The sequence below is a fragment of the Acinetobacter nosocomialis genome (assembly GCF_041021905.1).
In the GTDB taxonomy this organism is placed as follows: Bacteria; Pseudomonadota; Gammaproteobacteria; order Pseudomonadales; family Moraxellaceae; genus Acinetobacter; species Acinetobacter nosocomialis.
On sequence record NZ_CP157433.1, the window covers coordinates 100831 to 117668 of the forward strand.

At 44.9% G+C, this 16838-nt stretch carries 10 protein-coding genes and 6 pseudogenes; 7 read left to right on the plus strand and 9 right to left on the minus strand.

The features are described 5' to 3' along the window. Window positions 1-71 precede the first annotated feature (71 nt). The 3 genes and pseudogenes from ABLC00_RS19145 to floR all read right to left on the minus strand — a co-directional run. Window positions 72-1493, minus strand: a pseudogene (locus tag ABLC00_RS19145) (IS91-like element ISVsa3 family transposase); the annotation flags it as partial. Further along, window positions 1490-1729: pseudogene (locus ABLC00_RS19150) on the minus strand (LysR family transcriptional regulator); the annotation flags it as partial. The pseudogenes ABLC00_RS19150 and ABLC00_RS19145, both read right to left, overlap by 4 nt. A gap of 27 nt (window positions 1730-1756) precedes the next feature. Continuing rightward, complete coding sequence (floR, locus tag ABLC00_RS19155) at window positions 1757-2971, minus strand: chloramphenicol/florfenicol efflux MFS transporter FloR (RefSeq protein ID WP_000214119.1); 1215 nt, start codon at window positions 2969-2971, stop codon at window positions 1757-1759. Here floR and ABLC00_RS19160 point away from each other — a divergent pair. Beyond that, complete coding sequence (locus ABLC00_RS19160) at window positions 2970-3092, plus strand: hypothetical protein (RefSeq protein WP_256442623.1); 123 nt, start codon at window positions 2970-2972, stop codon at window positions 3090-3092. The two genes, floR and ABLC00_RS19160, sit on opposite strands and share 2 nt — an antisense overlap. Window positions 3093-3187: 95 nt before the next feature. On the opposite strand, the gene ABLC00_RS19165 is transcribed toward ABLC00_RS19160, so the two are convergent. Beyond that, complete coding sequence (locus tag ABLC00_RS19165; protein WP_001447541.1) at window positions 3188-4072, minus strand: DUF3363 domain-containing protein; 885 nt, start codon at window positions 4070-4072, stop codon at window positions 3188-3190. Window positions 4073-4102: 30 nt separating this feature from the next. Next, window positions 4103-4933: pseudogene (locus ABLC00_RS19170) on the minus strand (IS91-like element ISVsa3 family transposase); the annotation flags it as partial. 63 nt (window positions 4934-4996) lie between these two features. Between ABLC00_RS19170 and ABLC00_RS19175 the strand changes: the two are divergent. The 4 genes from ABLC00_RS19175 to ABLC00_RS19190 all read left to right on the plus strand — a co-directional run bounded on the left by ABLC00_RS19175 (window position 4997) and on the right by ABLC00_RS19190 (window position 9689). Then, window positions 4997-5701 (plus strand): IS6-like element IS1006 family transposase, encoded by a 705-nt coding sequence (locus tag ABLC00_RS19175; protein WP_001067784.1) that lies wholly within the window; start codon window positions 4997-4999, stop codon window positions 5699-5701. 57 nt (window positions 5702-5758) lie between these two features. Next, a complete protein-coding gene (locus ABLC00_RS19180) occupies window positions 5759-6160 on the plus strand; it encodes a recombinase family protein (RefSeq protein ID WP_227505718.1) in 402 nt (133 codons plus the stop codon). A gap of 80 nt (window positions 6161-6240) precedes the next feature. Beyond that, window positions 6241-6498 (plus strand): hypothetical protein, encoded by a 258-nt coding sequence (locus ABLC00_RS19185; protein ID WP_005248666.1) that lies wholly within the window; start codon window positions 6241-6243, stop codon window positions 6496-6498. A 197-nt stretch (window positions 6499-6695) separates the two neighbouring features. Continuing rightward, window positions 6696-9689, plus strand: a complete 2994-nt coding sequence (locus ABLC00_RS19190; RefSeq protein ID WP_046267519.1) for an Eco57I restriction-modification methylase domain-containing protein — start codon at window positions 6696-6698, stop codon at window positions 9687-9689. Between the two features lie 100 nt (window positions 9690-9789). On the opposite strand, the gene ABLC00_RS19195 is transcribed toward ABLC00_RS19190, so the two are convergent. Together ABLC00_RS19195 and ABLC00_RS19200 are read right to left on the minus strand one after the other, a co-directional pair. Then, entirely contained in the window at window positions 9790-11415 is a 1626-nt protein-coding gene (locus ABLC00_RS19195) for an N-6 DNA methylase (protein ID WP_000669794.1), read from the minus strand. Next, window positions 11405-11593, minus strand: a complete 189-nt coding sequence (locus tag ABLC00_RS19200; RefSeq protein ID WP_001051769.1) for a hypothetical protein — start codon at window positions 11591-11593, stop codon at window positions 11405-11407. Before ABLC00_RS19200 ends, ABLC00_RS19195 begins: the two co-directional genes overlap by 11 nt. Window positions 11594-11942: 349 nt before the next feature. Between ABLC00_RS19200 and ABLC00_RS19205 the strand changes: the two genes are divergently transcribed. Continuing rightward, window positions 11943-12524 (plus strand): LexA family transcriptional regulator, encoded by a 582-nt coding sequence (locus ABLC00_RS19205; RefSeq protein ID WP_000992281.1) that lies wholly within the window; start codon window positions 11943-11945, stop codon window positions 12522-12524. Window positions 12525-12548: 24 nt separating this feature from the next. Further along, a pseudogene (locus tag ABLC00_RS19210) lies at window positions 12549-12800 on the plus strand (DNA-directed DNA polymerase); the annotation flags it as partial. 86 nt (window positions 12801-12886) lie between these two features. Here the strand turns inward: ABLC00_RS19210 and ABLC00_RS19215 are convergent. After that, a pseudogene (locus ABLC00_RS19215) lies at window positions 12887-14824 on the minus strand (Tn3-like element ISKox2 family transposase); the annotation flags it as partial. Window positions 14825-15452: 628 nt separating this feature from the next. Further along, a pseudogene (locus ABLC00_RS19220) lies at window positions 15453-16824 on the minus strand (IS1182-like element ISCfr1 family transposase). Window positions 16825-16838: the final 14 nt, after the last annotated feature.

Below are 16838 nucleotides of genomic sequence, written 5' to 3' on the forward strand. Positions count from 1 at the left end.
CAGCACGGCGGATCCCTGCCGCGGCGCTGTGAACGCAGCATTTTGATTGGTATCGTTGGCCTTCAGGCTCGTCAGTCAAACAGACCCAGGAGCAGCTCAGCCGGTGGCGCCCGGCTTTCGGGTAACGCCCTGGTCCCGCTGGTTTCGGCTTTGTGCTTCAGGTGATCAAGGATCTGCTTGATCACTATAGGGTCTTCAATGCAGGCGATGACTTTCATGGCGCCGCCGCAGCCGCTGCAGGTCTCGATGTCGATATTGAAAACACGCTTGAGCCGTTGCGCCCATGTCATCGACGCTCGCCGTTGTGCTGGTGTTGCCGGTTCATCAGCCACCCTGACCTTGTTGCCCCTGCCCCGTTTTGCCGGCGTGACCAACGCCCGGTGCCGACTGTTGGGTGCGAACACCCCGTGGAAGCGGGTTAGGTTGACTCTGGGCTTCGGTACCAGGGCGGCCAGCCTTGCAATGAAATCCAATGGTTCGAAAATGACGTGCGTGGTGCCGTCCCGGTACGGCGTCTTGAGCTGGTAGCGCACGTTGCCGCCTCGTGTTAACGACAGCCGCTTCTCGGATACCGCCGGGCGGCTGATGTACCGGCACAGCCGTTCGAGCTTCTTGCGTTCATCGGCCCTGGCCGCCACGCCGGCGTGCAGGCTGGACCCGGCTACCTTGCCAATCCCGTCACCGAACGGATCACCACTGGTCGGCAGAGTTTGCAAAGTGAACACCTTTCGCCCCGCCTGTGAACCGACAGCGATACGGTAAGTGATCGAGTGCCCCAGCAGGGGTGTCATCGGGTCGTCATCCACCGCATCCGAGGCCAGATAGCTGTTTTCGACATCCCGTTCCAGCAGGCCTTGCCGTTCCAGATAGCGACCCACCCGGTGGGCGATGGTGTGCGTCAGCTGGGTGAGCTCTGGGCTGGTCGGCGCCTTGACCCAGCGGAAACGCGCTGAGCCGTGGGATTGCTCGACATACACACCGTCGAGAAACAGCATGTGGAAGTGAACATTCAGATTGAGCGCCGATCCAAAACGCTGGATCAGGGTGACCGCGCCCGTCTTGGCCACTTGGTGGGTATGGCCCGCTTTCTTGACCAGGTGCGTGGCAATGACGCGGTAAACGATGCCCAGCACCCACCCCATGATCTCGGGCCGGCTGGCAAACAGGAAACGCAGCTGAAACGGGAAGCTCAACACCCACTGACGCATGGGTTGTTCAGGCAGTACTTCATCAACCAGCAAGGCGGCACTTTCGGCCATCCGCCGCGCCCCACAGCTCGGGCAGAAACCGCGACGCTTACAGCTGAAAGCGACCAGGTGCTCGGCGTGGCAAGACTCGCAGCGAACCCGTAGAAAGCCATGCTCCAGCCGCCCGCATTGGAGAAATTCTTCAAATTCCCGTTGCACATAGCCCGGCAATTCCTTTCCCTGCTCTGCCATAAGCGCAGCGAATGCCGGGTAATACTCGTCAACGATCTGATAGAGAAGGGTTTGCCTGCGTCTGTTAGCCGAACGCCCCGCGCATGGCGCTCAAATAGCAGGACACCAAGGTTATCCTCCAGCGCTTTCACACGCGCGCTGACGCTCGACTGGCTGATACCAAGTGCCTTGGCCGCATGCCGAAAATTCAGATGCTCGGCGACGGCGATGAACTGAACAAGGGAAATGAGCGGTATCCTGCCAGACAGGATACCGACATTCACGAGGTTTCGATGGTTAGTGCGCCGCATCGGAGCGGGCCTGCTACCAGTCGTCGGTTAGACGACTGGCGACTTCTCGGTGGCAGCCCCACGGAGCCGAAGGAGCACCAGCCCCAACGAAACCAGTACCGCCATCGCCGTGGCGTAACAGATCACGGGCCACGCTGTGTCACCGTTTAAAAGTGCCACCGCCAATGTCCCGACAATGCTGACTATCAGGCTTTGAACGCAGAAGTAGAACGCGACCGCTGATCCCGCGATGTCGTCGAACTCTGCCAAAGCGCCGTTCGCGGTAACGGACACCGTGAAGACAATACCGACCGCGACAACCCACATCGGTAGGATGAAGGTGAGGAATGACGGCGAGCCGTAAAGTTCGCCGATCCCCAACAGGACCGCTCCGCAAACAAGCAACGCCATCCCACGCGCCACGCATCCTGCGATGCCCCATCTGGCGACAAAGGACTTCGCGAAACGGGTTGTCACGATCATTACAAGCGCGACAGTGGCGAAGGCAAAGCTGAATCCGATCTCGGAATATTCCGCTTGGCCTATGAGCACACGGGGAGCCGTCGAGAAGAAGACGAAGAAGGTGCCCATACCGGCGCTAAAGCCGACAGTGTAAACCCAAAAAGCCGGACTCGCGAAGATCGGCAAGACAGATCGGCGCGTCTTGACTTGATCCAGAGGGCGGGTTTCGTGCCACCTGAAACCCGCATTTAGGAGTGCGAGCATCGCCAGTATAGCCAAAGTAATGAATATCGCCTGCCATCCCAAGAACTCGCCGATCAATGCTCCGGCGATAGGGCCGAGCGCAGGCACGAACGCCAGCATCGAACTGAAAAGGCCGTAGATGACGACACCCTCAGGACGGTTGGCATAAACGTCGCGAACCGTCGCGAACGTCGCCACCAGCATGGCCGACGCGCCCACTGCTTGAAGTAGACGGAAAGCGACAAAGGCCGGTGCAGTTGAAGACCAAGCTGCTCCCAGAGACGCAATGACGAAAGCCGTTGCGCCCGCAAGTAGAATTGGCCGTCGCCCGATTCTGTCTGAGAGCGGACCAAAAATCACCTGGCCCACGCCGAGCATCACCATATAGAGGCTCAACGTGAGTTGGATCATAGCGGGCGTCGTGTTCAGGATGCCGGGCATCGCTGGAACGACAGGGAGATAAATATCCATCGCCAGTGAAGCGAGGATGTCGAAAGGAGCCATCAGCAGCAGTGCTGCCGGCAGCGTATAGGCCCACGCGGGGCGTGTGGTGGTCATGACGAATCAACCCTCGATTAAGGAATACCGGGCGACGTCTGCTCGTCAGCAATCAGATGAGACTAGCCTTACAGAGCGCCGCAACAACAATACTGGTTGTTGCGGCTTACTTGTCTGCTGACTTGGAATTTCCCATCTGATTACTCCACGCTTACGAATATGAATTGCTACATTTTATCCGATTATCTTTTGCTTCGCAATGCGGCATGGGCGCACTCAGCGTTCCAGCCCCCTCTGCCGCCCTAACTGCCACGACACCGACCCGCCCTGCACGATGCCCATAACCTCGCGGCCGAGTTGGCGGTCGATGATCGGCCGCCACGGGACAAGGGTGAACTCATGGGATTTCTCGACCACGGCGAACTTGCCGCTCGATAGATGCACGGTTCCGGTAAACTTGCCGCTGACGCTCTCGCCGTCCGTGGCGGCGCGGAACGGCAGGCCCTTACTCAAAGCCATATCCGATCCGACGCCGGCTACCTCGCGCTCCCGCAGGATGGCGAGAAGGTTGCGCCGGTAGAAGACGCGGCTGTCCCGGCTGCGGGTGGCGTCGCCCTGTTCGATATGGTGCTCGCGGCGCTGGTCCATGGCTTCGCGGACTTGTTGCCCGAAGCCGGTTGGCGCAAGGTCGGCCGTCTCGCCGTGGATCAGCCGCCGGTCCAGCCAGGTCGCGCCGTCCGATCCGATCTGTTTGTTCAGATCGACCGGGGAAAGGACGCGAACGCTGGCCTGACTGTCTCGGCCGGCGTCATGGGCGGCGGCACGGCTGACCAGATCATCGGGGATGCGCCATTGGTCGGCGTCGATCCGCTCGACGATACCGGCCCGGCGTAGCGCCTCCAGCCGGCGCACATGGGCATCGACATAGCCCTCATAGTCGCCGCCTGGAACGCGGCACGTATAGGAAGAATAAACGCCCTTTTCACCCAAGTCCAACAGCTTTGGACCGCAGTTGACTCTTTCGACACCCCTGCGATGCAACCCAATCCGGCTGACGGGGAGCCAGCAACGCTGAAAATTTACCCTCCTCTTTCCCACTAGCGGCTCCTTTTCCGACAACCAGCACGGCGGATCCCTGCCGCGGCGCTGTGAACGCAGCATTTTGATTGGTATCGTTGGCCTTCAGGCTCGTCAGTCAAACAGACCCAGGAGCAGCTCAGCCGGTGGCGCCCGGCTTTCGGGTAACGCCCTGGTCCCGCTGGTTTCGGCTTTGTGCTTCAGGTGATCAAGGATCTGCTTGATCACTATAGGGTCTTCAATGCAGGCGATGACTTTCATGGCGCCGCCGCAGCCGCTGCAGGTCTCGATGTCGATATTGAAAACACGCTTGAGCCGTTGCGCCCATGTCATCGACGCTCGCCGTTGTGCTGGTGTTGCCGGTTCATCAGCCACCCTGACCTTGTTGCCCCTGCCCCGTTTTGCCGGCGTGACCAACGCCCGGTGCCGACTGTTGGGTGCGAACACCCCGTGGAAGCGGGTTAGGTTGACTCTGGGCTTCGGTACCAGGGCGGCCAGCCTTGCAATGAAATCCAATGGTTCGAAAATGACGTGCGTGGTGCCGTCCCGGTACGGCGTCTTGAGCTGGTAGCGCACGTTGCCGCCTCGTGTTAACGACAGCCGCTTCTCGGATACCGCCGGGCGGCTGATGTACCGGCACAGCCGTTCGAGCTTCTTGCGTTCATCGGCCCTGGCCGCCACGCCGGCGTGCAGGCTGGACCCGGCTACCTTGCCAATCCCGTCACCGAACGGATCACCACTGGTCGGCAGAGTTTGCAAAGTGAACACCTTTCGCCCCGCCTGTGAACCGACAGCGATACGGTAAGTGATCGAGTGCCCCAGCAGGGGTGTCATCGGGTCGTCATCCACCGCATCCGAGGCCAGATAGCTGTTTTCGACATCCCGTTCCAGCAGGCCTTGCCGTTCCAGATAGCGACCCACCCGGTGGGCGATGGTGTGCGTCAGCGGCACTGTTGCAAATAACCACGAATGGTAAGCTGAAGACTGTTTTAGCTAAAGGTGCAGCATATGAATCCTTTCCATGGTCGGCATTTTCAGGGCGAAATCATTCTTTGGGCTGTGCGCTGGTATTGTAAATATGGCATTAGCTATCGTGAACTGCAGGAAATGCTGGCCGAACGGGGTGTGAATGTTGATCACACGACTATTTACCGTTGGGTTCAACGTTATGCTCCTGAAATAGAAAAACGTTTACGCTGGTATTGGCGTAATCCTACAGATCTGAGCTCGTGGCATATTGATGAAACCTATGTAAAAGTGAATGGACGATGGTCTTATCTGTATCGTGCAGTCGATCAACGTGGCGATACCATTGATTTTTATCTTTCTTCTAGACGTAATACCAAATCAGCATATTGTTTTCTTGGAAAAATTTTAAATAATGTGAAGAAGTGGCAAATTCCACAAGTGATCAACACGGATAAAGCACCCACATATGGACGTGCTTTATCACGGTTAAAACGGGAAGGTAAATGTCCACCAGACCTTGAGCACAGGCAGATTAAGTATAAAAATAACGTGATTGAATGTGATCATGGCAAGCTAAAGCGGATCATCAGGGCCACATTAGGATTCAAATCTATGAAGACGGCTTATGCCACAATTAAAGGTATTGAAGTCATGCGTGCACTACGTAAAGGACAAGCATCGTCATTTTATTATGGTCAGCCTCAGGGTGAAGTGTGTCTAATCAACAGGGTTTTCGGTCTCTAAGTACTTTTTAAAGGGAACATCATCGACTCAAATCTCTATTTGCAACAGTGCCATACGGTGCATGTTCATAGTATTGACCGTCTGGCACGTAATACAAATGATCTAAACAATCTTGTGAACAGTCTCAATGATCGTGGGATAACTATAATTTTCCATAAGGAGAATCTGATTTTCAGCCATGATATAGCCCAATCAGCAATGAATAAACTAATGTTTCAGATGCTTGCAGCATTTGCTGAATTTGAACGCTCAATGATTCGTGAACGTCAAAAAGAAGGAATTGCTAAAGCTAAAGCAAAGGGTTTATATAAGGGTAGAAAGCGAAAAGTAGACTATTCAGAAGTACAAAACGCTATGCGGAAAGAAAGGGCAACATTTAGAAGTGTAGCTAGACAGTTTGGAGTAGGGGTGGCAACAGTTCAAAGAGCCTTAAAAATAGATATTAAAAATGGTGATTGAACTCTATTAATTTATGTATGCACATATAAAGTTTGTTAACACATTTTTAATGTGATAGATTTTACAGAGAGGTGCTATATATGACATATCAAGAATTTCAGATTGAACTTATTAAAATTGGTTTAACAATTAAAGAATTAGCTACCTTGATAGGTATGAATCCGAATTCTATAACTAACTATAAGAGCAAAGAAATTATTCCTTTAAATTTAGCAATTACAGTCTCATTGATATCTAGCTTAAAAAGTAATGGCATTGATCCAGAATTGGCTATCAATGAAGTAAAAAGAAACCATTTTAAGGACTTTCTACAGTCCAACAAAAATAAGGAAATTTGATTGTATGTAAAAATTCTAATTAAAAATAAAGGTCAAGAAATTTTTGGATTTCTTTTAAATGTAACTCTTACAAATTCGAAATAATTCCCATTTCAATTTATAAGAATCTTTATTAATTAATATTTAGACATATAAACGTCGTGTTAAGCGAGCGATTGTAATATTATAGTCTTTGATTTAAAAACTTAGATAACATAATGAATAGCTTAGGAAATTTAAAAGGTCTAATTGAGAGATATAATCAGGATATCGAATTTTACCGTTCTACTCGATATAATGAAACTCAACTACGTACTGATTTTATTGATCAATTTTTTGCCATTTTAGGCTGGGATATAACCAATGTTACTAGAAAAAGTACTCATGAACGTGAGGTTTTGGTTGAAGAAGGAATTCGATTTAAGTCTAATGAAAATACAAAAAAGCCAGACTATACCTTTCGTCTCTTTTCAGAGCGTAAATTTTTTGTAGAAGCTAAAAAACCAAGTGTTCATATTGATATCGATCCTGAACCAGCAAAACAAGTCCGTCGCTACGGATTTACTGCAAAGTTGAAAATTTCAGTCCTTACCAATTTTGAATATATAGCGATATATGACTGTTCGAACCCTGTTTCTGAAAGTGATTTAGCATCAACTTCTCGAATCAAGCTTTACCATTACACAGAACTTGTCGATAACTTTGATGAAATTAAGAAATTAATTGGGAGAGAAAGCGTTTACTCGGGCCAATTTGAAACAGAATGGTCAGATATTGAAAGTAAGATATCTCGTTTTAGTGTAGACGATTTATTTCTACAGCAAATCAATAATTGGCGGGTAATGTTGGCGAATGATTTTATTTCTATAAAACCAGAATTAAATGAAGAACAGCTTAATGATCTAACTCAGGACTATATAAACAGTATTGTTTTTCTTCGAGTTTGTGAAGATAGAGAGTTAGAAGACTATGAGACACTTTATCACTTTGCCAAAAACAAAGATTTTAAGTCACTAGTTGATAAATTAAAATTTTCCGATAAAAAGTATAACTCAGGATTATTTTCCTTATCATATATCAATCAACTGATAAATAACCAAGAATCATATATTTGGACTATTATTGAGCAACTATATTTCCCTCAAAGTACTTATTCATTTTCGGTATTTTCTTCAGATATTTTAGGAAATATTTATGAAGTATTTTTAAGTGAAAAGATTCGTCTCAATCAATATGGGAAAATCGAAATTAAGCCCAAGGCGGAACACCTTGATAGAGATGTCGTCACAACCCCTACACACATTATAAAAGAGATAATACGAAATACTGTTATAGAGTTCTGTCAGGGCAAAACAGATAAACAAATATTAAACTCAAAATTTGCAGATATTGCTTGTGGTTCAGGAGCATTTCTTCTAGAAATATTTCAGGTCATACAAGATATACTAATCGATTATTACATCGAACATGATCGTTCGAAATTGCAACAACTTACTGAACACAGTTTCAAATTAAAGTTTCCAGTTAAAAAGGAGATTTTAAATAATTGTATTTATGGAATCGATAAGGATTTTAATGCTGTAAAAGCATGTTCGTTTGGATTACTATTAAAACTTCTTGAAGGTGAATCAAAAGAAACTATTACATCAGATATTCCAATTTTACCGAAGACTGATGAAAATATTTTGTTTGGTAATAGCTTGATAGAACTAACAGATAATGTAAAGAGTACTGACGTTTTAGCGATTAATCCCTTCAATATTGATCTTAAATTTGATGTAATCGTAGGTAATCCGCCTTATATGGCAACTGAGCATATGAAGCAGCTCACTCCTTTAGAACTACCACTATATAAAAAGAAATATAAATCAGCATTTAAGCAGTTTGATAAGTATTTTCTTTTTGTTGAGCGGTCATTACAGTTACTTAAAGACAATGGTTATCTAGGTTATATCCTACCATCAAAATTTGTAAAAGTAGGTGCAGGTAAAAACTTGCGACAACTACTAGTAGATAGTAAATCTCTTTGTAAGTTAATTTCATTTGGTGCAAACCAAGTTTTTAAAAATAAGACGACTTATACTTGTTTGTTATTTTTAAAAAAATCACAACAAACTGAGTTTTCTTTTTACGAAGTGAAAGACTTTAAAAAATGGCTAGCTCGGGATGAAGACGTTGTAAATACTAGTACCTATGAAATTGCTAATCTTGATGCAGATACATGGATTTTAGAAAATGAAATAAATCAAATTCTAGAACTAATGTATAGAAACTCTCAACCTTTAGGTAATATTTTAGGTAAAAAAGCAATTGCTAACGGTATACAGACAAGTGCTAACGAATATTACATTCATAAGGAAATTAAAACCGAAGATGGGTATATTTACTTTGAGTACCAAGGCAGTATTTACCACGTAGAAAAGGAGCTTACGAGACCTTACTTTGAAACTCAACGCTCAGGTGATGATCACTTTTACACATATAAAGATGTTGAGCCTAATGCTTTTGTGATTTATCCATATAAGAAAGTAAGTAATCATATTGTTTTTGTAGAATACGAAGAGCTAAGGACTACATATCCAAAAATGTTCGACTTTCTCCATCTAGTGAAAGAACATCTTGATAACGACAAACGTTCTATAAAACCAGATCCTACGACATCCAATGAATGGTATAGATATGGACGTAGCCAAGCACTCGAAAATTGTGATGTTCCTCAGAAAATTATTGTAGGAGTTTTATCAAATGGCTACAAATACTCTATAGATAATCATCGAACTTTTGTTTCTTCTGGAGGGACTGCCGGATATAGTATTATTAATGTGCCTGAACATAGTCCATACTCAATTTATTATATACAAGCTCTTCTATCATCTAAGTATTTAGAATGGTTTGCATCAGTTTATGGCGAAGTATTTAGAGGTGGATTTATTGCTCGTGGAACGAAAGTACAGACTCGTATGCCTATTCCTATAATTGATTTCGAAAATCAGTCGGAAAAAGAGAAGCATGATCAGATAGCTAGTCTGCAAGCAAAAATGAATAAGCTATACACAGATCTTTCCAAAGCAGACAACCGTTCAAGAGTCACGTTAAAAAGACAATTTGATGCTATGGTTTTAGAAATGAATGACCTGCTTAAAATTCTTTTCGACTTAGGTGATTTTGATAAAAATATACCAAATGTGAACGAACTATATAGCTCACTCTAACAAAGAAGTAGGGAGGAAATAAATTTCCTCCCTACTTCATATTATATAAATTATCTGCCAATAGATAAATTTTAACTATACAACACGCAAATATGTAATTTTATTTACGCATACGACGATCACGCAATTTTTGCCAGATTTTCATAAGCTCTTCATTATCTTGTTTAGAGAACCCTAATTTAGTGAAAATGGCTTCGCCTTGGTTTCTAATAACTTCCTCAACTTTTCCATCCTTTACTAATTGGTTCAGAGTATCAGGATCATGTTTATAATCATCAATTACAGGTATATATAGCTTCTCAATTTCAGAAGGAACAAGCTCCAACACACCTCCACCATAATATCTACCTTCTAATTCTGCTGTGATAGCAGTTAACGGGTTTAAGAAGCTACAAACTAAATTTTCAGCATTTGTGAAACTAGATGTAATACGATAGGCCGTATCAGTCGTATAAGCTCCGACGCTATTCAAAATTAGTCTAGGGGCCTCATGACAGCGCTTTAGCATCCCAATCTCTGTACTATAAATTGATGGAACTTTATACCAAGGCTTTCGTATACGACACTTATACCGTTCATTGAGCTTTTCCTGCTCCCCAAGTTGTATATAATTCTGAACACTTAAAGGAAGTTCATTGTAATCAGATTCAATATACAAAAAGTTTGTTGGAAGGTTGTTTAACTGGTTTGATTTATGCTGATTTTCATCATATAAAATACCTGGACAATGTTGGCTTTTACCAAACATTGGATGAGCATAAGCTGAAAGGTTGTATGTCTCTACGGTTTCGTTGTCTACTAAGAAGAATTTATTAGCTCCAGTTACAATACCAACATCTACTGTAGCTATAGTTTTAAATTTGTGAACTGATTCATGACTAATAATCTTATTAATTAATGAAATTTCACTTTTATTTAAGACTGCTTTAGTCCATTTACCCTCTACTGTTTCACCATTAATTCCTAATGTTTCATTGAATAATACCTCAGGACTTTTTTCCAAAAACTCAGAACCTTCGACACTAAGAATACCAACACCCTCAGATGGTATGCTGATATCGGTTTTTTTCTCTGCCATGATAATTACAGCACCTTGCAGAGTATTTTCAAACCAGATTTCTTTTGGATCTATGATCAATATCTTTGAACAAATTTCACCCATATAGCTACGCAAAGACTGAGCATGCATTACATTAATTATCTCAGATGGAATAACCATAGCCATACGCCCACCCTTGTTTAATAGAGCAAGCGTTGATAATAAGAAAGGAACCCAAGCATTCGTGTGTTTAGTAAATTTTTGATCTAGTTTTTTAAAAACAAGTTCTGCCTGTTCCTGAAATGACTTTTCTAAAAACTGATATCTAATGAAAGGAGGATTACCTATAACTGCATCAAATAATTCAATTTTTTTATCAAGTTGATCATTCGCCCATACTAAAAAATCGCCAGATGTAACACTAGCATTCTTGAATCCTAATTCTGTACACAGGTTAGATGCTTTTTGAACTTCAGTATCAAGCAATTCAAAACATGACAGTTCTATATTTTTGTCACACTTGTTGTTGTGTAAAGCTTGAATAAATACTCCATCACCACAACTTGGTTCAAGCACCGATTTAGGCTGCTTTTCCAATACCCATTTAGAAACAAAATCTGCCAAATTTTGAGGAGTATAATAACCGCCACGTAATTTTTGAGTGGTCTGATCTACTTTAAATTTCATTACGTTCCTTCAAAAAGCTTTTAATAAGTTCTGGCTTATTTTCCTCTATATGCTTATGCGCTTTATCAGTGAACCAGTCTTTCAACGTTTGCTGTTTATGAGCTAAGATCGAGTAAAGAGCTTTCTTTAATTCGGGGTCTACTTCCAGAACTATACGTCCTGATTCACCTTTTGCCATGATGTAACCTATATGATATCTGTTATGTTACATAGGTTACATAAATTTCATCTAAGGTAAAATATAATTTTAAGAAATTAAATTTAATTGATTGCTATTCAATCAATTATTTGTAGCTATATCTAAAAGTTTTTTTATTTAAAATAGCAACTCTTATCCGAAGCATGCATCTAGCTCACTATATAAATAACTCCTTTTAGAAGATCCTATTCATTTTATTTGAGCCGTTACAATACGTATTTAAGTTGTTATTAGAAAATTTTTTATGACCATTTATCATTTTTATATTGTTTTTCCAATAATTTAAAGCTTAATATTTGATTTTGTCACAAAATCAAAGAGGGCTTTTATGAATGCAAAAACAAAAGGTGGTTATAGGGAAGGTGCAGGAAGAAAGACCATTTATGATGAACCGACTAAGACTATTCGTGTACCAGTATCGCGTATTGTAGAGATTAAAAATTTCTTAGCGGGCAATAAAAAGCCTACTTTCAATGATGTAGCTTCTATTACCTTAATTAATCCTACAACATTTAAACGTATTCCTTTGGCTTCTGAAAAAGTGGCCGCTGGTTTCCCCTCTCCCGCACAGGATTATATTGATAAAACTTTAGATATGAATGAACACCTTGTGAAAAATGAAGCTACAACATTTGTTGTCAAAGTTGCTTCTCTTTCCATGCGTGACGCAGGCATTGAAATTGATGATGAGCTTCTAGTGGATCGTAGTCTTGAAGCTAAACACGAAGATATTGTTATTGCCTTAATTGACAATGAGTTCACCGTTAAACGGTTAATGGTTGAAGGTGATAAGTGTTGGCTTAAAGCTGAAAATCCAGATTATGACGACATTCACCTTAATGATTGCCAAGAATTATTAATATGGGGTGTAGTGACCTTTGTCATTAAGCCATTTAGGAAACATAAATAATCTAATCCTATTGGTCTAATCTACATGGAAAATCAAAATAAGATCTTTGCTTTGGTAGACATTAATAACTGTTATGTAAGTTGTGAACGTGTCTTTAATCCAAGCCTGAATAATAAACCAGTAATCGTATTATCTAATAATGACGGTTGTACTGTGGCTCGTTCACAAGAAGCTAAAGACTTAGGCATAAAGATGGGTGTACCTGTATTTCAACTCAAGGATCTTATAGAGCAGCACAACATTACAGTCCTTTCGAGTAATTATGCTCTATATGGGGGTTCTAGGGATTTTCCCCTCTAAAGTAACATAAATCGCCACAACCCTCGCAGTTAATGGCTTGTGGAGCTGGGTTACCTTTCATTTTAGACTTCATTTTCAACAATAGGCCTAGTTATTTCCTGTAAATCAGGTAGTTTGCGGTTACTAGCGAACTGATAAGTGCCGCTCAGATTAATGTTCTGCCATGCAACGGGTGATACTTGTCGAGTTATTGCTGCTTTTTCCTCGTCACCAACTTCTTCAAAGTGCAGTAATAGATGACTTAGGATCATCGAGTTAAAGTAGATAATAGCATTTGCCGTCAAACGGGCACACTCGTTCCAGACGACTATTTCTGATTCGTTTTTTCCACGGAACTGGTCACGATTGACCGATGCAATAGCTCGCCTGAGGAAATGCCAGGCTTCGCCTCGGTTCAGTGCTCGTTGAACATATTGGCGCAGACTTGCATCATCAATATAATCAAGTAAATATTGGGCTTTGATGAGCCTATTATATTCCGTTAATGCTTGTAATATAGGGTGTCTAGATGGATAACCAGATAATTTGCGTACTAGCAATGCCTGTGTTGTGCGTTTTTCTTGAAGGGATAACACAATACGCTGAATATCCTGCCAGCCTTCTTCAATCACATTCATTTTTATCGGCTTTTTCAGCGCCAGATGCGTGTTTCCGTCGTCGCTTTCAGTTACGTTAAATAGGTCATTGATCACACTGGTGAACTGAGCATACCTAGGCGCAAAACTATAACCGCATAAATCCAATAAGGCATAATTAACATGATTAACACCATGGGTGTCGGTTGAGAGGACATCTGGCTTAAGATCACTAGTATTAGATTGTAGTAAGTCGTAAATATAATGGGACTCATGCTCATTAGATCCTATGATACGGGCATTTAACGCACTATGATTGGCAACTAACGTCATGGCCGTAATACCTTTGTTGGTGCCGAAGTATTTCGAGGAGTAGCGAGTTTTAAAAGTCTCAAGGTGAGTTTCAAATTTTTGCCCATCGGTACTGGCGTGCAGGACGTCTTCTTGGATGTGATAGTGGCGGAAAATAGGGAGTGCCGCTACTGCGTTATTGATGATATCACTAGCCTCTTGCAAGGTTTCAGGCCTAATATAATTAGCTTGTATAGTGCTTAGATGCTCATAACTGCGATCAGATATTTGTGCCATCCCATATACGCCGCGATGTGTCGCATTCGCAATTAGAATAGCCAATAAATCATCCTGATTGGCGCCTACTTGTTTTTGTATTGGCAGCACGTGTGCGAAGCATTGCATAAAGTTGGTTTCTTGTTCAACATAACGCAACACATCAGCAATACTGACGGGGATCATTTGTTTAAAGAAAGGGTTGTTGACAAGTGATTGGGAGCCTTTAACTGGCAGTCGCCATCGTGTGCCACTTCGGCTCTTCATGATCACATTGCGGTTATCACCATTATCAATGTGACGAGCAACATCTTCTAGGGATGTTGTTAAGCGTATTTGTTTTACTTGCAGTAGCTTCTGAATCGGCTGCTTTAGCTTTTCCAATGTTGATGATGCCAATAGATCAGGCTGTATTGACGATGCAATTAAGTCGTCTTCTAGCGCACGATATTTAGTGACGTTTGATAAGTAAATTCGACCATTAAGCCGAGAAGCCAGTTGACGGTAAAGCAACCATTCGTATCGCTGTGGATGAACAACATCCTTGTTAATTAACCATGGACGATGTTTTTGTTGGATAAGTGTACTATCCATTGTTTGCAATGTATTACCTGCTAATAGTTCTGTTTTTGTGGTTTTGAGCTGGGTCACTAATGCTTCTGAGCCTTTACCTGCTTGGCATTCAAGACATAGAAACACGGGCCTTAATAACTGCTCAATTAACCCGTTTTGATCATCATAATATTGCCATTGATATTCTTCTACCGTGCGTTTTTGCTTTTTTAAGTACAGGCATAGCGTTTCTATATCTTGGTTATTCATTACACTTAATGCTTGTTGCCTAACCGTTGCAAATGGTGTGGGAGGAAAATAAAGTGTCATCCTAACTACAGGACCCTGCAACGTAGCAATTCCTGCAAAAATCCATTTAAAACAATGACTTATTTCAATTCTGCCATCTGCAAGCGTTTTGTGGGGATGGAGGCCGGAATCATTAAAGTATCATCCTAATTTTCGCTCAACCTTGGAAAATGCTGAGAATCGTAAAAATAAAGTTTCATCCTTTCCGCTACTAGTTCAAGGCTTTCTTCCGGCCGCCGGCAACAACGCTGCTTGGCTGAGGCGATCCACTTGCGCTACCGCTCACTGATCAGATCGAACTTGAACTCGACGAGCAGCCAACCATCAGGCCGAGCGTGATCGCCAAAAAAAACGGATCATGCGAAATCCTTCGTTGAGTTTGGCGCGGGTTTTAGCAAATCAGCTGGCCCGCGATCCGGTTGAGAGTGATCCGAAGCGGTCCTTGACGACCGGCACAAATCGGCCGATTCTGTTGAAAAAGTAGCTTTAGCGGCAGCCTGCCGATCAGGTGTGCCTGCTGTCGAAGTGGCTGCAAGCCACTTCAAGTTGCCTTCCGGCGTTTCACTGAGCGTCCTTGCTCAGGTTTAAGGGTTAATTTGAGGGTTTCTGCTCGTAGCAGGCATACCTATCCCGTCAGCGGTGGCCCTTGAGGCAAAAGCTTGGCCATGCGGCGCAGGTTCTGCACCATCGCAGCCAAGGTGAATTCGTCAGTGGCACCCGTTAGGCCACGCAGTCGTAAACGGTCGAGTTTCATGATCCGTTTGAGGTGGGCGAAAAGCATCTCCACCTTCTTTCGTTCGCAGCGAGAGACGAGGTACTCCGGTGTCTTGGCGATGCGTCGAGCCACGTCGCGGGCAGCCTCATGGATGCTGCGGACGATCTTCCGATTCGGCGTGTTGGGGCAGCATTTCGCTTTCAACGGGCAGGTGGCGCAGTCGGTTTGGCTGGAGCGGTAAATGACGGTTTTGGCCTTAGTTACCCGCGACCTTTGCTGGGTGAAGGCGCGCCATTCACTGCGTAGCGGTTTGCCGGCTGGGCAGCGATATTCATTGGCGTCCTGACTCCAGTGAAAGTCGTTACTGGAGAGGCTGTCGTCCTTGCGCTCGGTCTTGTCCCACACCGGCACATGCGGTTCGATGTCCTTTTCTTCGACCATCCAGGCCAGCATCGGGGCGGTGCCATAAGCGGTATCGCCGATAAGGCGTTCCGGTGTGAGATCGAACTGCGCCTCGACACGCTCGACCATCGTCCTAGTCGAATCGACTTCGGCGGTACGGTGCGCCGGGGTAGCTTCCACGTCCATGATCACACCGTGCTCAGTGTCGATCAGGTAATTCGTGGAGTAGGCAAAAAAGGCCGGGCCACCTGGCGCTGCTGTCCAACGGGACTGAGGATCAGTGAGCGAAATTTTCTTGGGAAGAGCCTCAGCCAGCGCCTCTTCATCAAGGGCTTCGAGGTACTCGCGCACTGCGCGGCTGCTGAGCTTTGGATCGTTCCAATCGACCTCATCTCCCGCCACCCCACGTTGCCGGCTGGCATCCGCCTTAATGATGCTGGCGTCGACGGCGAAACCTTCACCCTTGACTAGGCCGGCTGCCATGCAGCGCCGCAGCACCTCATTGAATAACCAGCGGAATAGATCGCTGTCACGAAAACGCCCATGGCGATTCTTCGAGAAGGTCGAGTGATTGGGGACTTCGTCTTCCAGACCCAACCGGCAGAACCAGCGATAGGCCAGGTTCAGGTGCACCTCTTCGCACAATCGCCGCTCGGAACGAATGCCATAGCAAGTAGCCGACGACCAGCATGCGCACCATCAACTCCGGGTCAATCGAGGGACGCCCGATGGGGCTATAGAAATCTGCCAGGTAGGCACGTAGATCACTGAGATCCAAGCACTGGTCGATGCTGCGCAGGAGATGTTGGGCCGGGACGTGATCTTCCAGATTGAACGAGTAGAACAGGCGCTGCTGTCCTCCCGGTAACTGTCCCATCATGCTGTTCGCCCCCA

Coding starts and splice junctions, on each gene's coding strand:
- ABLC00_RS19175 (WP_001067784.1), top strand. CDS start 4,997: ATGAATCCTTTCCATGGTCGGCATTTTCAGGGCGAAATCATTCTTTGG.
- floR (WP_000214119.1), bottom strand. CDS start 2,971: ATGACCACCACACGCCCCGCGTGGGCCTATACGCTGCCGGCAGCACTG.
- ABLC00_RS19165 (WP_001447541.1), bottom strand. CDS start 4,072: ATGCTGCGTTCACAGCGCCGCGGCAGGGATCCGCCGTGCTGGTTGTCG.
- ABLC00_RS19195 (WP_000669794.1), bottom strand. CDS start 11,415: ATGAAATTTAAAGTAGATCAGACCACTCAAAAATTACGTGGCGGTTAT.
- ABLC00_RS19190 (WP_046267519.1), top strand. CDS start 6,696: ATGAATAGCTTAGGAAATTTAAAAGGTCTAATTGAGAGATATAATCAG.
- ABLC00_RS19205 (WP_000992281.1), top strand. CDS start 11,943: ATGAATGCAAAAACAAAAGGTGGTTATAGGGAAGGTGCAGGAAGAAAG.
- ABLC00_RS19200 (WP_001051769.1), bottom strand. CDS start 11,593: ATGGCAAAAGGTGAATCAGGACGTATAGTTCTGGAAGTAGACCCCGAA.
- ABLC00_RS19185 (WP_005248666.1), top strand. CDS start 6,241: ATGACATATCAAGAATTTCAGATTGAACTTATTAAAATTGGTTTAACA.
- ABLC00_RS19160 (WP_256442623.1), top strand. CDS start 2,970: ATGACGAATCAACCCTCGATTAAGGAATACCGGGCGACGTCTGCTCGT.